Origin of the sequence: Acinetobacter sp. UBA1496 (assembly GCF_002324975.1) — a bacterium.
GTDB classification, from domain to species: Bacteria; Pseudomonadota; Gammaproteobacteria; order Pseudomonadales; family Moraxellaceae; genus Acinetobacter; species Acinetobacter variabilis.
Genome location: NZ_DCRI01000032.1, coordinates 30,454 through 48,175 on the forward strand (window position 1 = coordinate 30,454; position 17,722 = coordinate 48,175).

At 40.1% G+C, this 17,722-nt stretch carries 15 protein-coding genes; 10 read left to right on the forward strand and 5 right to left on the reverse strand.

Going from position 1 to position 17,722, the window contains the following annotated elements; genetic code table 11:
• Nucleotides 1–3 precede the first annotated feature (3 nt).
• From modA to B3143_RS03710, 3 genes are read left to right on the forward strand one after another with little or no spacing between them, the layout of a single operon-like run.
• Nucleotides 4–765, forward strand: a complete 762-nt coding sequence (gene modA, locus B3143_RS03700; protein ID WP_034170385.1) for a molybdate ABC transporter substrate-binding protein — start codon at nucleotides 4–6, stop codon at nucleotides 763–765.
• Nucleotides 766–791: 26 nt separating this feature from the next.
• Entirely contained in the window at nucleotides 792–1,475 is a 684-nt protein-coding gene (gene modB, locus B3143_RS03705) for a molybdate ABC transporter permease subunit (RefSeq protein WP_034170386.1), read from the forward strand.
• Between the two features lies 1 nt (nucleotide 1,476).
• A complete protein-coding gene (locus B3143_RS03710; RefSeq protein ID WP_005234447.1) occupies nucleotides 1,477–2,118 on the forward strand; it encodes an ATP-binding cassette domain-containing protein in 642 nt (213 codons plus the stop codon).
• On the opposite strand, the gene B3143_RS03715 is transcribed toward B3143_RS03710, so the two are convergent.
• The 3 genes from B3143_RS03715 to B3143_RS03725 all read right to left on the reverse strand — a co-directional run bounded on the left by B3143_RS03715 (nucleotide 2,108) and on the right by B3143_RS03725 (nucleotide 7,399).
• The gene (locus B3143_RS03715) at nucleotides 2,108–4,660 is read right to left on the reverse strand and encodes a bifunctional diguanylate cyclase/phosphodiesterase (protein WP_286739553.1); all 2,553 of its coding nucleotides are present in this window, start codon (nucleotides 4,658–4,660) and stop codon (nucleotides 2,108–2,110) included. The two genes, B3143_RS03710 and B3143_RS03715, sit on opposite strands and share 11 nt — an antisense overlap.
• Nucleotides 4,661–4,810: 150 nt before the next feature.
• Nucleotides 4,811–6,397 carry a sensor domain-containing diguanylate cyclase gene (locus tag B3143_RS03720; RefSeq protein ID WP_286739554.1) on the reverse strand — a complete coding sequence of 529 codons (1,587 nt, stop codon included), beginning with the start codon at nucleotides 6,395–6,397 and terminating at the stop codon, nucleotides 4,811–4,813.
• A gap of 504 nt (nucleotides 6,398–6,901) precedes the next feature.
• The gene (locus tag B3143_RS03725; RefSeq protein WP_104426500.1) at nucleotides 6,902–7,399 is read right to left on the reverse strand and encodes a Dps family protein; all 498 of its coding nucleotides are present in this window, start codon (nucleotides 7,397–7,399) and stop codon (nucleotides 6,902–6,904) included.
• 665 nt (nucleotides 7,400–8,064) lie between these two features.
• Here B3143_RS03725 and katE point away from each other — a divergent pair.
• The 7 genes from katE (at nucleotide 8,065) to B3143_RS03760 (ending at nucleotide 15,029) form a co-directional block, all read left to right on the forward strand.
• On the forward strand, nucleotides 8,065–10,188 hold the full coding sequence (gene katE / locus B3143_RS03730; protein ID WP_104426499.1) for a catalase HPII: 2,124 nt from the start codon (nucleotides 8,065–8,067) through the stop codon (nucleotides 10,186–10,188).
• Nucleotides 10,189–10,245: 57 nt separating this feature from the next.
• Nucleotides 10,246–10,455, forward strand: a complete 210-nt coding sequence (locus B3143_RS03735; RefSeq protein WP_104426498.1) for a hypothetical protein — start codon at nucleotides 10,246–10,248, stop codon at nucleotides 10,453–10,455.
• A 51-nt stretch (nucleotides 10,456–10,506) separates the two neighbouring features.
• Nucleotides 10,507–11,490 carry an acyl-CoA dehydrogenase gene (locus tag B3143_RS03740; RefSeq protein ID WP_104426497.1) on the forward strand — a complete coding sequence of 328 codons (984 nt, stop codon included), beginning with the start codon at nucleotides 10,507–10,509 and terminating at the stop codon, nucleotides 11,488–11,490.
• Complete coding sequence (locus B3143_RS03745; RefSeq protein WP_104426496.1) at nucleotides 11,478–12,263, forward strand: PIG-L deacetylase family protein; 786 nt, start codon at nucleotides 11,478–11,480, stop codon at nucleotides 12,261–12,263. The genes B3143_RS03740 and B3143_RS03745 overlap by 13 nt, the downstream gene beginning before the upstream one ends.
• Complete coding sequence (locus B3143_RS03750; RefSeq protein ID WP_104426495.1) at nucleotides 12,253–12,867, forward strand: class I SAM-dependent DNA methyltransferase; 615 nt, start codon at nucleotides 12,253–12,255, stop codon at nucleotides 12,865–12,867. Before B3143_RS03745 ends, B3143_RS03750 begins: the two co-directional genes overlap by 11 nt.
• A complete protein-coding gene (locus tag B3143_RS03755) occupies nucleotides 12,864–13,577 on the forward strand; it encodes a glycosyltransferase (protein ID WP_034170394.1) in 714 nt (237 codons plus the stop codon). The genes B3143_RS03750 and B3143_RS03755 overlap by 4 nt, the downstream gene beginning before the upstream one ends.
• A gap of 204 nt (nucleotides 13,578–13,781) precedes the next feature.
• Nucleotides 13,782–15,029, forward strand: a complete 1,248-nt coding sequence (locus tag B3143_RS03760; protein ID WP_104426494.1) for an MFS transporter — start codon at nucleotides 13,782–13,784, stop codon at nucleotides 15,027–15,029.
• Nucleotides 15,030–15,059: 30 nt separating this feature from the next.
• On the opposite strand, the gene B3143_RS03765 is transcribed toward B3143_RS03760, so the two are convergent.
• Together B3143_RS03765 and otsB are read right to left on the reverse strand one after the other, a co-directional pair.
• Nucleotides 15,060–16,493 (reverse strand): alpha,alpha-trehalose-phosphate synthase (UDP-forming), encoded by a 1,434-nt coding sequence (locus B3143_RS03765; RefSeq protein ID WP_104426493.1) that lies wholly within the window; start codon nucleotides 16,491–16,493, stop codon nucleotides 15,060–15,062.
• Nucleotides 16,486–17,328, reverse strand: coding sequence for a trehalose-phosphatase (gene otsB, locus B3143_RS03770; RefSeq protein ID WP_104426492.1), 843 nt, complete (start codon nucleotides 17,326–17,328; stop codon nucleotides 16,486–16,488). The genes B3143_RS03765 and otsB overlap by 8 nt, the downstream gene beginning before the upstream one ends.
• Nucleotides 17,329–17,722: the final 394 nt, after the last annotated feature.

Sequence of the window (17,722 nt, forward strand, 5' to 3'; positions counted from 1 at the left end):
ATCATGAAAAAATCCCTGTTTTTCTCGGTCTGCCTAGCCTCTATATTTTCAGCTGCACATGCAGATACTGTCAAAATTTATGCCGCAGCCAGTCTGACCAATGCCATCAGCGATATTGAAAAAATTTATGAAAAGCAACATCCTAAAACAGATGTTGTAGCGGTATTTGGTGCTTCATCAGCCTTGGCGAAACAGGTCGAAGCAGGGGCCAGTAGTGATCTATACTTTTCAGCTGATCAGGATTGGATGAATTATCTGGTACAAAAGAAACTGATAAATTCCAGTTCAGTTCATCCCATCCTGTTAAATCAGTTGGTGGCCATTAGTCCCAAACATCTGACTATTCATTTTAAACCCCAATCCAGTTTTAATTTCGCCAAAGCCTTTCAAGGACGATTGTGTACTGGACAGATGGAGTCAGTGCCTGCCGGGAAATATGCCAAGCAAAGTCTGACCAAACTGAACTGGCTAGATCAGTTAAAGGGGCGGATTGTGGGCACTGATGATGTTCGTTCAGCCTTGGCTTTTGTTGAACGTGGTGAGTGTGATGTGGGCATTGTCTATAAAACTGATGCCTTAATCAGCCAAAAAGTGAAAATTATTGGTACCTTCCCGGCAGATTCGCATCATCCGATTATTTATCCGATTGCGTTGACCAAACAGGGCGAAAAAAATGCGGATGCCATTCAATTTGAACAATTTATACAAAAAAGTACACAGGCCAAAGTCATCTTTCAAAAATATGGATTTAGGCTGAATCCCTAGACAATGACTGGAGAAATAACTGCAAGATGTTAAGTCTAGAAGAACTAAGTGCGCTATATCTGTCTGCCAAAGTGGCCAGCTTTGCAACCTTATTCTGCTTACCTTTTGCAGTAGCATTGGCTTGGGTTTTGGCCAGATATGAATTTCGGCTTAAGTTTGTGGTCGAAGCATGTTTGCAATTACCTATGGTGCTGCCACCTGTGGTCTTGGGTTATCTGCTTCTGGTGCTGTTTGGCAATCAAGGCATGATTGGCCAATATTTCAATACACTCGGACTGCAACTGGCATTTAACTGGAAAGGGGCGGTATTGGCCTCGATGATTGTCGCATTCCCATTGATGGTGCAACCGATTCGTCTGTCTTTTCAGCTTATGAATCAGCAACTCGAACACATCGCAGGTTCATTGGGCGCAGCACCGTGGAAAGTATTTTGGAGTATCAATTTACCTCTGGCGATTCCCGGTATGCTGATGGGCAGCATCTTGTGTTTTAGCCGCAGTCTGGGTGAGTTTGGCGCCACCATTACTTTTGTGGGAAATATTCCGGATGAAACCCGCACTATTCCCATCGCAATTTACTCCTTACTGCAACAACCAAATGGTGAAGAAATGGCGATGCGTCTGGTGACATTGTCTATTTTCTTGGCATTTACTGCCTTAATTGCCAATTATTTTATTTTGCAAAACTATCAACGGAAATTGGGAGGCTGAAATGTTGAAATGTGATTTTCAATATCAACAAGCCGATTTCGGGTTGAATATTAAACTGGAAATGTCGCAGCAACTATTAGGGATTGTCGGTACATCTGGAAGTGGAAAAAGTACTTTACTCAAAAATATTGTCGGACTATTAAAACCTGACCAAGGATATATTCAGTTTAATCAGCAGGACTTAATCAATACAGAAAAGAAAATTAATATTCCAATGCATCAGCGCAAGATTGCATTAGTTTTCCAGAATGCTTTGCTGTTTCCACATATGAACGTGCAGCAGAACCTATGCTATGCAGAAAAACTGGTATCTAGAGAAAATCGAAAATTCCAGTTTGAAGACATCGTAGAATTATTAGAATTAAAACCTTTAATATATCGTAGAGCACACCAGCTCTCAGGTGGAGAAGCGCAGCGCGTTTCTATTGGCCGAGCATTACTGTCTTCACCGAATCTTTTATTGCTGGATGAACCTTTAACAGGCCTGGATCAGCAGTTAAAACAACAGATTTTACCTTTTCTAAAACGGATGAAAGATGAGTTAAATCTACCCATGATTTATGTGACCCATCATTTAGAAGAGTTAGCTTACTTAGAAGCTGAAACTGTACAGTTCAAACAGGGCATATTAATCAGGAACTGATTAACTCCAGCTGATTGAGCCGGGCAGGTTTTGCATAATAAAAACCTTGCAGATAATCACAATGATGCGATTTTAAACACTCAGCCTGTTCAGGATTTTCAATTCCTTCCGCAACAACTTCCAGATCCAGCTTATGTGCTAGGGTAATCATAGCTTCAATAATTGCCTCATCTCGTAGATTGCCGGGTAAATGCTGGACAAAGCTGCGATCCAATTTGATCTCATCAATCGGTAAGCTACGTAAATAACTTAAACTCGAATAACCAGTGCCAAAGTCATCTACCGACACTTTAATACCCAAAGCCCGGACATTTTTTAAGATCTCAATCGACTTATCACCGCTAGCAATCAACATACTTTCAGTTACTTCCAGTTTTAGTAACTCATGTGGGAATTCAATTTCTGCTAATAATTGCTGTAGATCGCTTAGGAATCCGCTTCTTTTAAACTGTAAAGGAGATAGATTGATGGCAACCGAAATTTGAGTCTCATGCTGCATATTCCAGGCTTTGACTTCCTCACAAGCCTGTCTGAGTACCCATTCGCCGATCGAGACGATTTGACCGGTCCTTTCTGCAAAAGGAATAAAATCGGCAGGAGAAATAAAGCCTTTTTCTGGATGTTGCCAGCGGATCAAAGCTTCCAGACATTTGACCTTACCCGTTTCACTGTCCAGAATTGGCTGATAAAACAGTTTAAATTGCTGTTCATGCAGCGCGACCATCAGTTCATGACGAAGCTGTACATAATCTACCTTCGGTAAAGGCTCTTTCGTGAAATTATACCAGTGCCAGGTATTACCCCCTTCGGCATTGGCGTCACGCATGGCATCTTTAGCAGCATTGATAAACTGCTTAACACATTTAATGTCTGGATCAGCATCAGCGACACCAATACTGGCACTCAGGTGAATATCATAGCCATCCACATGGAAAGGTTGAGATAATCCGGCGATGATTTCTTCGGCACGTACAGCGACTTGCTTGAGATCAGTCATTTGAGTTAATAAAATTGCAAACTCATCTCCTGAAAATCTGGAAATCACATCTTCAGGCTGCAGATTTTGACTCAGACGATTGCCCACCAGTTTTAAAATTTTATCGCCAATATCATGACCGAGGCTTTGATTCAAAGGTTCAAAATCATCCAGATCCAGATATAAAAGCACCAGATTTGCAGAACCTGTCTGAGCTAAATGCAGTTTTTCCTGTATCACTTTTTCAAACAGCTTATTGTTAATAAAGCCGGTTAAATGGTCATGTGATTCCTGATAAGCGATTAGTTCTTGCTGGGCAACATGCTGACTCACATCCTGTTGAATAGCAATAAAATGAGTGCATTTATGATTTTCATCAAAGACCGGGCCGAGATTCAGCTTGTTCCAGAACCAGTGTCCATCCTTACGATAATTTTTCAGGACAATCTTGATTTCAGATTTATTCTGAATGGCTTCGCTGATTTGCTGGACGCTTTCCGCTGAAGTATCGGGTCCCTGCAAGATGCGGCAATTTTTCCCTTTGAGTTCTTCCAGACTATAACCGGTAATCTGCTCAAAGGCCGGATTAACATATTCAATAGGCTGGTCATTTTCTGCCGAAGTTAAAATAATGCCATGCGGATTTGCATCGACACTACGTTTCATTAAGCGCAGCATTTCATTGTTTTGATAGCGTTCAGTAATGTCGCGTGCCACGCTAAAGATACCGACAATTTCCTCATTCACTTTAATTGGCAAAAAAGTTAAATCGAGCCAGTATTTCTGTCCTGCCGAGTTATGTGCCTGAACTTCAAGATGTCCAGTCAAGCCATGCTTGGCCTGCTCAAAGGCTTCTAAGGCAAGAGGGCGATGTTCAGGTTCAATAAAATGATCAATTTTAGTTCCGATATGCGATTTAACACCAACTTCGTTAAAAAACTTGGTGGCCAGATTGGCATCTACAATATTGCCATCCAGATTGTGCTCAAAAATTGCATCGGGATGAAAAGAGAAAAATGACTGATATTTATCTTTGAGTTGATTTCGTTTTTTGCGTTCTTCATACAGCTCAAAGGTTAAGGCGATCAGCGAAGCTGCATATTGCAGCAGGTCAATTTCATTGGGAGTAGGAGACTTGATCGAACGATAATACGTACCAAAAGAGCCAAAAAGTTTGCCACTCCCATGGGCAATTGGTAGGGACCAGCAGGCTCTTAAACCATTTTGTTTAACCAGATCTTTATATGCGACCCAGTTTGGATCATTGAGTAAATCCTCACAGACCACTAAACGACGATGATATGCAGCTGCACCACAAGCGCCTACATTCGGACCGATTTTTAGATCCTTTAAAGCGGCTATATATTCTCTGGAAAAATAGGCTGGTTCTTTTATTAAATTAAGCGTTTGTTCCTGTTCCGAATACAACATGACAGATACCAACGCATCCGGAATTTTATCCCCTAACCATGCGGTAATCGCATCTATGATACCCTCTAAGGCAGCAGCTTGACCAATCAGATTAAAAATCTCTTGGCTGGTGCCTCCATTATAAAAAGAAGTCATATTGTATCCTTAAGTATAAACCTCTATATAAACCTAGAAGTATTAGAGAAATTATACTGTTTTTTGGAATTAAAGATCTAAACGCTATAACACAATAACAAAATAATATATTTAAATTATCTACTTAATAACTGTATAAAAATATTATTACTAGGCACTTTTTTCACCTGTCACCACACGATTTCTCCCTAAATGTTTGGCTTGATATAAATTTGTATCTGCTTGTTTTAAAACTTCTTTAATATCAGAAGAAGTTAAAGGCCAGTGTGCAATACCAAGTGAGGCAGTCACTACACCAACTTCTAGTAAATAAGTCGATGCCAGTTTGTGCCTTAATCTTTCAGCAATTTTAGTGGCTTGTGAAATCTCTTTAACTGGCGCAAGAATAATAAACTCTTCACCGCCGACCCGACAGCAAATATCCTGTTCACGAAAACTTTCCCGAATGAATCCGGCAACTTTGGTTAATACCACATCACCCATATCATGCCCATGACGATCATTAATTTTCTTGAAATAGTCAATATCTAAAACCACCACAGCAAAATAAATTTTATTGCTAATCAAATCATTTAAAAATAGTTCAAAGCCACGGCGATTATAAAAGCCGGTTAAAGGATCGGTTAAAGTGTCCTGTTTAAGTTCTTCGATTTCCTGATTAAAAACGTTTACGCTAGATAATAGGGACTTCTTGAATTTAAAAACTTCAAAATACCAAGGCTTAATATGATTAATCTTTTCAGTGATACCTGGATCATTCAAATGACTTGCCATTTTGGCAAGATCATTTAATGGAGAGGTAATAAATTTTGAAATACGCCAGATGATTAAAAAGATAATAATATAGATAACAAAAATTGTGCCAATCACTTTGTAGGCAAGAAGACGGGCTTGGGCGAATAAATCTTCTGTAGGCTGCTGAAACACCACGGTCCAGTTAGTCGTAGGAATTTTTGCAAAACTTACTAGTTCGCTAACTCCCATATCGTTGTTTAATTTTATTTTTCCTGAGCTATGAGACTCCATATAAGCTAAACCGGTATTGTGTTGGAATGTTTTTCCAATTTTCTCTCTTTCTGGATGATAAATAATTTTATCTTCTTTATCAAAAACATATAAATAGCTATTTTTATAACCATAATTTTCGCTTAAAATTGTCTTTAATAAGGATTCTTCATGTAAATAGATAAACCCTGCAATAAAGCCTTGGTATTTATTATTCTGATCAAAGATGGGAAAACTAACCAGGACGACTAGATTACCTTTTAATGAATAATATGGTGAGGAAATATAAGGCTTCTTTGATTCGAGTGATTTGCTAAAGCCCAAAGACCGGATAATCGCAACTTTATCTAATTTCAAGGTTTCAGGCGCATATTCGATGACATGACCATCTGCATCGCTGATCAAAACACTGCTAAAAGAATTAGATTGTTGAATCAATCTGTTTAATTCAGTTTTTAATAACTGCTCATTATGAAAGCCATTATTAATAATATTGGCACTGAGGCTTAAATCATTAAATATATTTTTAAAATATAAATCAGAAATAGAAGCAACTTTAGCTGCATACTCATAATTAGTTGCAAGAGAATTATTAATCAGTTGCTGTCGGTGAATTACATTGCTCACAATCAATGTAATTGAAAAAAGAATCACCAGACTCACAAGTAAAAGGATTAAAATCAATTTACGTAAATTAAGTTTGAGTGAAATGAGCAACTTTTGAACACTCATAACTTAATCCCTTAAATCTTTCAGAAATACAAAATGTATACAATATATTTCAATAATTATATTATGTGATGTGGTTCTCTATTTTAGATGAATAATATTCAGTTTGTAAGCATTTTTGAAGCTTAATCTGTTGCTTATTTTGTAAGCAGAAATGGTTTGGTCCATTTTTTCAATATATTTAAAAGATATGGAAAAAGACTAAGATCAAAAAAATAATAAAATACTGATTTAGTAAAAATTATATTTTTATAATATAAGAAAATTTTACTTAAAAGCTAAATTTTCTATCTAGCCTAATATAATTAAATAGATAATAAATAAAGATTTATTGATTAAAAATAATCTTTTAAAAGGTAAATATTTATTTTTCAAAGCCTTCACTATAGGGTGAAAATTGGGATAAATAAGTGCTCAAAAGGATATCAATTAAATTTGAACACTTATTTATTTTAGGAAAAGCTAATTTTCTGATTTTACAGTTGTTTTCTTAATGAGAAAAATTAATTACTCTAAAGTACTTCGTAACATCCAGGCTGTTTTTTCATGCACATCAAGACGTTGCGTGATTAAATCTGCAGTCGGTTGATCGTTGACTTCATCAACAACTTCAAAAAGATTGCGTGCGGTACGAGCTACCGTTTCATGAGCATTTACCAATAAACGCAACATTTCTTGGGCATCTGGTACAACTTCTACTTCTTTAATAGCAGTCAGCTTAACAAATTGCTGGTAAGTGCCGGGTGCGGCAAAGCCTAAGGCTCGGATACGTTCTGCAATCAGATCAAGAGCATTCCACTGTTCGGTATATTGGGTCATAAACATACTGTGCAGACTATTGAACTGTGGTCCGGTGACATTCCAGTGAAAGTTGTGGGTCATTAAATAGAGGGTATAGCTGTCTGCCAATAATTTAGATAGACCTTCGACGATTTTGGCACGGTCTTCGTAAGAAATACCAATATCAATTTTCATAGCTTTAGCATTTTTTTCTGAAGAGCCCATGTTTTACTCCTTAACAATTTTGTAGAGAGATATCTTTTAAAATAGAAGTTTGCCAGTCATGGCTGAAAAGATAAGAAATCTTGGCAGTATGACCTTTTATATGAAATAGATTTTTGCCACTATTTATATGTGGAAATAACTTAAGTACTTCTGAGTTATATAGTTTATAGGACGGGCAAAGATATAAGTTTAGGCGTTCTGTATAGCCTGGTGACAGGATTGTAACTGTATAAAGAAATTAATTTTACCTTATAAAACTCAAATGTCTGGATCAGTTTTTTTAAAAACTTGTTTTCACTTTTAGATGATTAAGCCTTTGTTTCATGATTTTATCTTTTAGTAAAAACTATCAGCTTTAAATTTTTCGAACTTTGTGATCTTTACTCGGTAAAAAAAAACTGTGTAGTTAAGAAAAATAACAGAACTGTGCCTTTATTAAACAAGCCACTACAAAGACTCAGCAATGTATTCGTCAAATCTCGTTATGTTAGGGATACAGACGAAATCAATAAAAAGATCTTCATACTCAGCAACAGCTCACCACATACAGATAAAAGTGGAACTTTATTTTTCTGTAAGAACGGCAAGATGTTGAATAAAACTCAAGCGAATTTGAGATAGGCAAAAAAGACTTCACTAAACTCAAGATCAGCAAGGAAAATGTCATGAAAATTAAGGCGAACAGTCCAGCCACAGGTAAAAATGGTTTAGATAAGCAGAATACCAATAAAAAAAGTGAGCAGCTTGATGCATATCGTAGCGACTCAACCGAACAGGCACTGACTACCAACCAAGGTGTCAAGATTTCGGATAACCAGAACAGTTTAAAAGCGGGCGTTCGTGGAGCAACTTTAATGGAGGATTTTATTCTCCGTGAAAAGATTACCCATTTTGACCATGAGCGTATTCCAGAGCGAATTGTGCATGCACGTGGTGTTGGGGCACATGGTTTTTTTGAAGCTTATCCAGGCAATGAAAAATGGACTAAAGCCGGGTTTTTAATCAATACCGGTGCTCAGACTCCAGTCTTTGTTCGATTCTCTACAGTACAAGGTCCTCGCGGTTCAGCAGATACGGTACGTGATATTCGTGGTTTTGCGACCAAGTTTTATACGGATGAAGGTAACTTCGACCTGGTGGCTAATGATGCGCCAGTGTTCTTTATTCAGGATGGCATCAAGTTTCCTGATTTTGTCCATGCGCTGAAACCTGAACCACAAACCGAGATTCCATCAGGTGCGTCAGCACATGATACTTTCTGGGACTTTGTCTCTCTTGTACCTGAATCTGCACATGCGGTGATGTGGGCAATGTCGGATCGTGCAATTCCACGTAATTTACGATCTATTCAAGGTTTTGGTGTGCATACCTTCCGTTTAATTAATGCTGAAAATAAAGCTGTTTTTGTGAAGTTCCACTGGACGCCTAAACAAGGTCTGACACAGCTGGTATGGGATGAAGCGCAAAAACTGGCAGGTAAGGATCCGGATTTCCATCGTCGTGATCTATATGAAGCAATTGCTTCAGGTAATTACCCGGAATGGGAATTAGGTGTACAGATCGTTCCTGAAGAAGATGAAATGAAATTTGATTTTGACTTGCTGGATGCAACCAAAATCATTCCGGAAGAACTGGTTCCAGTGACTCCAATTGGCCGTATGGTGTTGAACCGTAATGTTGATTATTTCTTTGGTGAAACTGAGCAGGTAGCCTTCTGTCCAGGGCATGTTGTACCAGGCATTGACTTTACCAACGACCCGCTACTACAGGCACGACTGTTCTCTTATACTGATACTCAGCTGAGCCGCTTGGGTGGTCCAAACTTCCATCAGATTCCAATTAATAAGCCGGTTTGCCCATTCCATAACAATCAGCGTGATGGTTTGCATCAACGTCTTATTCACACCGGACAGGCCAACTACGAACCAAACTCGATTGATGACAACTGGCCAGCTGAAGCACCAGGTGCGACTCAGGCAGGTGGTTTCGAAAGCTATCAGGAACGTATTGACGGTCATAAAATCCGCCAGCGTAGTGAGTCCTTTAACGATCACTTCACTCATGCCCGTTTATTCTATCAAAGCCAGGCACCGCATGAGCAGAAGCACATTATTGATGCCTATGTCTTCGAACTGAGTAAAGTACAACGCCAAAATATCCGTGAACGTGAAGTGCTTGAAGTGCTGTGCAATATTGACTTGACGCTGGCTCAACAAGTCGCGGATCAATTGGGTATTGAAATCCCAGCTGAGAAAAAAGCTGCAAAACTGCCTGATGTACTGATTTCTAAGCGTCTGTCTTTTGAAGCGTTTAAACCTGCCGATATTAAGGCACGTAAAATCGCGATTCTGGCACATGACAAAGCCAATGAAGCCAGTATTAAAGCTGTACAGGCTTGGGCTGAATCAGAGAGTGCTGTGGCTGATGTGTTAACACCTCGTCCAGGACCAGTTCTGAGCCAGCAAGGTACAGTAATCCCATCTGATGGCATGCAGAAGGCTGAACCTTCGATCGCCTATGATGCCGTAGTGATTGTGGATGGTGATAACTATGAGATGGTGCTGAAAGATGGTATCGCGACTCACTATCTGCTTGAAGCTTATAAGCACCTGAAACCGATTGTCTTCCTGGGAGATAAAGGTCAGCTGATTGAAGACTTAAAACTGATCAGCGATGAAGGTACCTTGGCAAATTCTCAATTCGATACCGTGCAAGACACCTTTAAGACCTTGATCATGAATCACCGTGTTTGGGCGCGTGAATTGATCTCAGAAACAATTCCTGCATAAATACCATGAGAATAGAAGCTTCGGCTTCTATTCTCTATTTCAAGGAATAAAACTTTTATGGCGAGACCAGATCCTAAAAAATTACTGGCACAGATACAAAATACGCAATGGAGTAGGGAGCAGGATATTTATCTGATCGAACATAACCATTTACCTATGAGTCAACTTAGAGAAAAATTGCCTTTTAGTGAAGAAGAAATTATGGCACGCCGTAAGGTACTAGGACTGATGACCCGTTTAAAACAGATGAAAAGACTTTTTCCTTAACTGGCTTTCATCAAATGACCACAATATCGATATTTTTGAGGAAGCACTTTTATGGACCTCAGTTCAATATTAGAAAGATTTAAAAATTCATCATTAGAACCTAAAGAAAATATTCAAACGACTTTGAAGGAGCTGGTGCAACTTTCGGATCAGGTTCCTTTTCCTGCATCAGGGGAAACTTTAAAACGCTGGCAAATTTTAAGCCAGATCTCGGCAACCAATTTAAGTCTGGGCAAAATATTTGAGTCGCATCTGGATGCAATTGCGATTCTGCATGAATTAGATGTTCCGGCACATCCTCATCAGCTTTGGGCAGTCTGGGCAGCAGAAGGCGGGCCTCAACCATTGCAGCTGAATGAAGATAAGCTGACTGGCATTAAGACCTGGTGTTCCGCTTCTAGCTGGGTAGAGGCAGGCTTACTGACTTATCGGGATGAACAAAATCACTCTCAATTGCTAATTGTAGATATGCAGCAGCCTGGTATTCAGCATGACCATACTGTCTGGCAAGCTGTGGGAATGCAGCATACATCCACTGCACAACTAGAATTTAATCAGGTTCCTGTCAAAAAAGTCGCTGATCCACATGCATATCTGGATCGGGTAGGATTCTGGCATGGAGCAGCAGGCGTTGCTGCTTGCTGGTATGGTGCGACAGTAGCTCTTGCTGAATATCTGCAGCAGGAACAGTTAAGAAAACCGCATATGTATAAAGCCATGTATCTGGGTGAAATCAGCCGTGATCTTTTAGCTACTCAGGCTTTGTTTTATCGGGTTGCAGAATTGATTGACCAGCAACCCAAATTTCCTCATCAACTTCAGATTCAGGCTTTGCGCGCGCAGGTTGAAGCCACTGCATTAAATGTACTCAACCAGGTTGGAAAAGCGCTCGGCGCAGCGCCTTATTGTACCAATTCTTATTTTGCCCGGCTCGCAGCAGATTTACCGGTATTTATCCGTCAAAGCCATGCTGCCTTTGATCTTGAGCGTATTGGAGAGCTAAGCGCACAGGAGGAAGAACTATGGGCACTTTAAAACATGAGATTGTCGAAGATCGTGTGATCCATGGGGAAGGGACGCGGGTAGAAGAATGGCGTAACTGCGAAATATTACAGCAGATGCCAGAATTTGATATTTCCAGTGTAATTCCTGCAGATGGCAGAGTCTGTATTGTGGCACCGCATCCGGATGATGAAATTCTGGGATGTGGTGGACTGATGCAACGTTTGGATAAACTCGGCTATAAGATTGTACTGTTTGCAGTAACTAATGGTACGGCCAGCCATCCCGGTTCGAGTCTGTATACGCCAGAAGAACTGAACCAGATTCGTCCAGCAGAAACGCGTCAGGCTCTGGAAGAATTGTCCTTAGAACAGCCGGTTCTTCGGATTGCTTTGGATATTCAGGATGGAAAAGTGGCCGAGCAGCAAGGTTTGCTCAAACAGCAATTGCATTCGTATTTGCAGCCTAATGATATATTGGTCACGACTTTTGTTCATGATGGGCATCCAGACCATGAAATAACCGGTCAGGTCGTCCAGCAGCTCGCGACTGAGTTACAGTTACCGTATATTCAGGTTTTAATCTGGGCATGGCACTGGGCCACACCAGGAGACACTCGAATTCCGTGGGCTGTTGCGCACAAACTCAGGCTGACAGATGAAGAATTAAAATATAAAGCCCGAGCTGCACGATGTTTCAAGAGTCAGATTGAGAATGACCCGACGACAGAACAGGCACCGATTGTCCCTGAACATGCATTGGAGCGTGTTTTACAGCCATGGGAGGTTTATCTGTATGAACAGTAAATCAACTTATGATCATGCCTATTTTGATGCTTTATATGCGCTGAATCAAGGAGATCCATGGCATTATGAACAGCGCTGGTATGAACAGCGTAAACGTCAGATTTGTAAAGCGCTCTTGCCCAAACTGCATTTTGAATCTGCCATAGAAATCGGTTGTAGTAATGGCATGCTAAGTCAGGAACTAGCTCCTCATACCGGAGAACTCATCTGTCTGGATGCCAATACGACAGCGATCCAGCTAGCGCAACAACGTCTGCAAGATTATTCTCATGTCAATTTTGTCCAAGGCATTGTTCCGGAAGACTTGCCAGAGCGTAAGTTCCAGCTAATTGTACTGAGTGAGGTTTTATATTATCTGGATCAGGCCGCTTTAGAGAAATTGACCCACTGGTTGCAGCACGCCCTTGATGCAGAAGGCTGTATTCTGGCTTGTCACTGGCGGGCACCGATTTCAGGTTTTAGCTTTACTGGTGATGATACTCATGACCATCTAAATACTCACCTGCCTTATAAAAAATGTTCACAACTTCAGGAACCTGATTTTCTGGTTGATGTCTGGATAAATAGCCCACAGTCTGTGGCAGAGCAAGAGGGCCTTAAATGAATAAAATTGGTGTGGTCATTCCTGCCTGTAATGAAGAAGCCTATATAGAACGTTGCCTGCTGGCCTTAAAAAAAGCACAATTTGAATTTTATCAATACCTTGGTTCATCTGGAAATATTCCCGAGATTAAGATTTTAGTTGTCTTAGACAGTTGTACCGATCAAACCGCGATCAAAACCGTGCAACTGGGGGTAGAAGTCATTAGTTGTGACTTTCGTTCGGTGGGTAAGACCCGTCATTTAGGAATTCAAAAAGTAATTGAACAAGGATGCGACTGGATCTGTTGTACCGATGCGGATTCATATGTTCAGGAGGACTGGTTCAAGGTCATGTGGCAGCACCAACCCACTGACGCAATTTGTGGGGTCGTTGAAGTGGACGAATGGAAAAATTTTAGCCTGGAAGCCCGATTGAAATATTTAGGTCACTATCAGGACAAAATGGATCATCGGCATATTCATGGTGCAAACTTATGTTTTAAAACAAGTATATATAATAATTTTGATGGGTTTAACCAGTTAGATTGTCATGAAGATGTCGACTTTGTTCGCCGTTTACAACAGGCAGGAGTCAATATTACCTGGTCCAATCAATTAAGGGTAACAACCAGTAGTCGGCTACAGTCAAAAGTTGCTGAAGGTTTCGCCTGTTTTTTACAAAATCTTGAGTTACAGGAAGCAATGAAAAAACCGATCAGCATATACAAATAAAACTATAAAATTATAAATTTTATACAATCAATTACTTGTAAAAAATTTAAAAATTCATTTCTAAAAGCTATTTCATTTAGAAAAATTCTGTTTATAATTCACACAAATTAAGCCCTGCTACTTATATTTTTCAGCTATAAGTCCGCGGGGTTTTTCTATGGATGATCGGTAATGGATGCCTGAGCTCTTTCTTTTGGAATGACAATGTTAAATTCACAGCTAATTTCTCGTCTTCAGTCTCCATCACCGTATCTCTGGCAGAAAATCGCCACTGCACTGTGTTTTTTTAGTCTAGGTTTTAGTACAGCTGCCTGGGCACCATTAATTCCTTATGCGCAGCAGCGCTTATTGCTGAACCATGCTGACTTTGGTTTACTTTTGCTATGTGCCGGAGTTGGCTCAATGCTGGCCATGCCATTGGCAGGTCGTATGGCGAGCAAGTTTGGTTGCCGTACAGTACTGGCTGTTATTCTGGCTGCATTTCTGTTCATCTTGCCAGCGCTAGCGATTAGTCCTACCAGCTTGATGATGGCAATTACCCTGTTTTTCTTTGGCGCCAGTGCTGGTGCTTTGGGGGTAACCGTAAATATTCAGGCTGCCCAGATTGAAAAACTCATGGATAAAAGCTTGATGTCGGGTTTCCATGGCGTATGTAGCTTGGGTGGTCTGGTTGGTGTATTGGGCATGACCACGTTAATGGGATTTGGTCTGGCACCTTTAACTGGCGCACTGGTTGTAAGTGTAATGTTGCTTGCGATTGCGATGCTGGCAATTCCATTTTGCTTGGGTGGTCAGTCATCAACTACAGAAGAAACTAATACAACTACAGCAAAACCTGCGAAAAAAGCGCTACCAACATTCGCAATTTTAGGTATTGGCCTGATCTGTTTTGTATCCTTCCTGTCTGAAGGTGCAGCGATGGACTGGAGCGGTATTTATCTGGCAACCCAGTTTAACGTACCTGCAGCGCATACCGGTCTGGCTTATAGTTTCTTTGCTGGCTTGATGGTGCTTGGACGTTTTAGCGGTCATCTCATCATTCAAAGCTTGGGTGAAAAAACTACTATCTTACTAAGTGCTTTGCTGGCTGCAGCAGGCCTATTTATGGTGATCTTTGCACCAGTATGGCAAGTCGTTTTAACTGGTTATGCGATCTTGGGTCTAGGTAGCGCCAACATCGTTCCGTTAATGTTCTCTCGTGCAGGCCGCCAAAAATCTATGGCTTCTCATGTAGCATTATCTTATGTATCGGTATTTGCTTATACCGGTTCATTGATCGGGCCAGCGCTGGTAGGTTTCGGTAGTGAAATTATCGGCTTACGTTTAGTGTTTACAGTCATCGCATTTGCTTTAATGAGCATTGTAGTCCTGAACCATCTGACTGCCGGTCACAAAGAATCAGAAAAAGCAGAAGGTCTTATTGCCGGCCTAGACCACAAAACACCAGCATAAAGCTGGTGTTTTTTTATGGGCTTTCAGACCTTAGGCATGCATATTGAACTGGGTCGAAATGCCTTTGGCCACTGGTCGATAAATTCGCAAGCTTTGTGATTTTTTCAGATCAGACAGGAACTGATCACGCCAGCGAATGATATCGAAATTCTTCAAGCCTTGCTGTAAATAGCGGTAACGTTCCAAACGTTCCGACTTAGGCATACGCAAGGCTCTTTTCAAGGCTTTGGCCATACTGTCCTGATCATAAGGATCGACTAGTAAGGCTTCTTTCATTTGCTCGGCAGCCCCGGCATATTTAGACAGAATCAATACCCCTGGATCCAATGGATCTTGCGCAGCAATATATTCCTTAGCCACCAGATTCATCCCGTCTCGGATTGAATTCACCCAGCAAATATCTGCCTTACGGTAAAGCTGCATCAGGGCTTCATGACCCAAAGTGTCATAGCTACAGTCAAAAGGTAGCCAGTTTGCATTGCCATGCTGATGATTTAAATTCTGCACTGCGGCCTGGAACTGTTCATAAAGTTTTTTATAGCTGTTCACATCCAGTCGGCATGGGCAGGCAATCTGTAATTGCTGGAACTGATTTTTAAATTCAGGCTGTTCATCCAGTAACTCCTGGAATGCATGAATTTTCTCCAGCAGCCCTTTACTGTAGTCAATCCGGTCAACCGAAATAATAGTCTTATGGGCATGTGCTTTATCCAGATCAAAGGGCAGGTCAGTGACTTGACTCTCAGCAGCCTGCTTCTGAAGCTGCGCCGGATGTACACCGATTGGATAAGCCTTCACATAAATCCGTTTAGACTGATAACTCAGGATTTCATCATTGCGATGCTGAATATTTAATACCTGTTCCAGGAAATCAATACAGTTGGCCTGATCGCGTGGAGTCTGCAGACCAATGACATCAAAATCTGCCAGATGTCGGGCCAGTTCCTGATAAGGAGGCAGCGTTTGCCAAAGTTTCAGTTCTGGGAAAGGAATGTGCAGGAAGAATCCAATCCGGTTGCGCATGCCTAATTTACGACAGTAATGCGCCACACTCAGGAAATGATAATCATGAATCCAGATGATGTCATGCGGTGAAGCCACCTGTTTCAGGTGTTTGGCAAAACGCAAATTGACATCTTTATAGGTTTTAAAATCCTGTGGCTGATATTCAACACGTTGATGCTGGTCATGCATTAATGGCCATAAGGCATTATTAGAAAAACCACAATAATAACCCTGGTACTGGGCTTCGCTCAGTGCACTGGTATGATATTCCACATTCTGATGTTTCAGAATCTGAAATTTCTGTTCCTTGTTCTGGTCAACTCTGGAGCCATTCCATCCAACCCAGATACCGCCTATATCATGCAATGCATCCTGCAATGCAACAGCCAATCCACCAGCCTTCATACTTTCTGGGTTAGGTAGATTCACACGGTTTGATAACACAATGAGTTTAGACATGTGATTTCTCCAATGGTTGTTGTTCTTGTACTTCAATTACATTTAAAAATTCTTTCAGGAAGGCCTGAACTTGAGAGACGTTCTCCAGTCTGTACCGTGCTAGGGTCTGGCCAAGGCCTACTTTGATTGAGCAGCCGTGAAGGGCATTGATGACCTTGAATCCGGCTTCATCGGTCAGGTCATCACCAATAAACATGTGATAATGATCAGTGAGATGGTATTGCTGAATAATCTGTTGAATCGCTGAACCTTTATTGGCGCCTTTGGGCACCAATTCAAAAACATACTTGCCAGCTTTTAACTCAAAGTCGGAAAACTGGTTGAGACATTCCAGCGCAAAAGCATGTACGCGATCTTCTAGTTGAGGATGTTCACGAAAATGTAGCGCAACAGAATAATCTTTAACCTCGATCCGCAAATCAGGGATTTGAACTGCCTGTTCCTGAATATATTGTTTTAGGGCTTGTAGCTGCGGCTTATTTAAAGAGATTAATGTCTTTAAATCAGCTTGATAGATTAATTCCAGACCATGTGATCCAGCGATATTCCATTGCAGAGGGTGAATAAGTTTTTGTGCTTGTAAAATCGAACGACCAGTAACTAATATCAGCTGAATATATTGTTGTAAATTTTTCAATATATTTATAATTTCAGGATGAATTATACTTTTATCTGGATCTGGGTGAAATTCAGAGATTGTTCCGTCAATATCAAGAAATAAAACAACCTGATTTGAGTCCATATTCAGGTTGCAATCATTTAAAATCATCTTTGGCGATATATAAGATAAGCTAGATGAATCTTCTAAATTTTGTTCCCTATGTATGTCTGACATAAATCCACCTAAGTACATGATATAAAGTAGATTAAAAATTAGAGTTAAACTGTGTGATTTTTAATCTAATTATTTTTATAACATATTCTATTTTTCAAAATGGCGTTAGGCGCAGAAAAGAAACACTTTTGACATGTAAAGTTACTTTGTAAAATTTGGAAATATTCAGTAGGAAAGATTGATATTCTTTGTATATTTGTAAAATAATTTTTCAGTGATTTTTAATATATTAATAATGATATTTAAGGTTGTGCATATTAAGTGATTGAGTAATTTTGAGTGCTATAAATAAGACTCTTTTGATTATTTAATGTGAAAAATGGTTTTGATTTATATTTTTAGAAATTAATTCATCAGCTTTCTATTAAATAATAGGGGCAGAGTAAAACTTGAA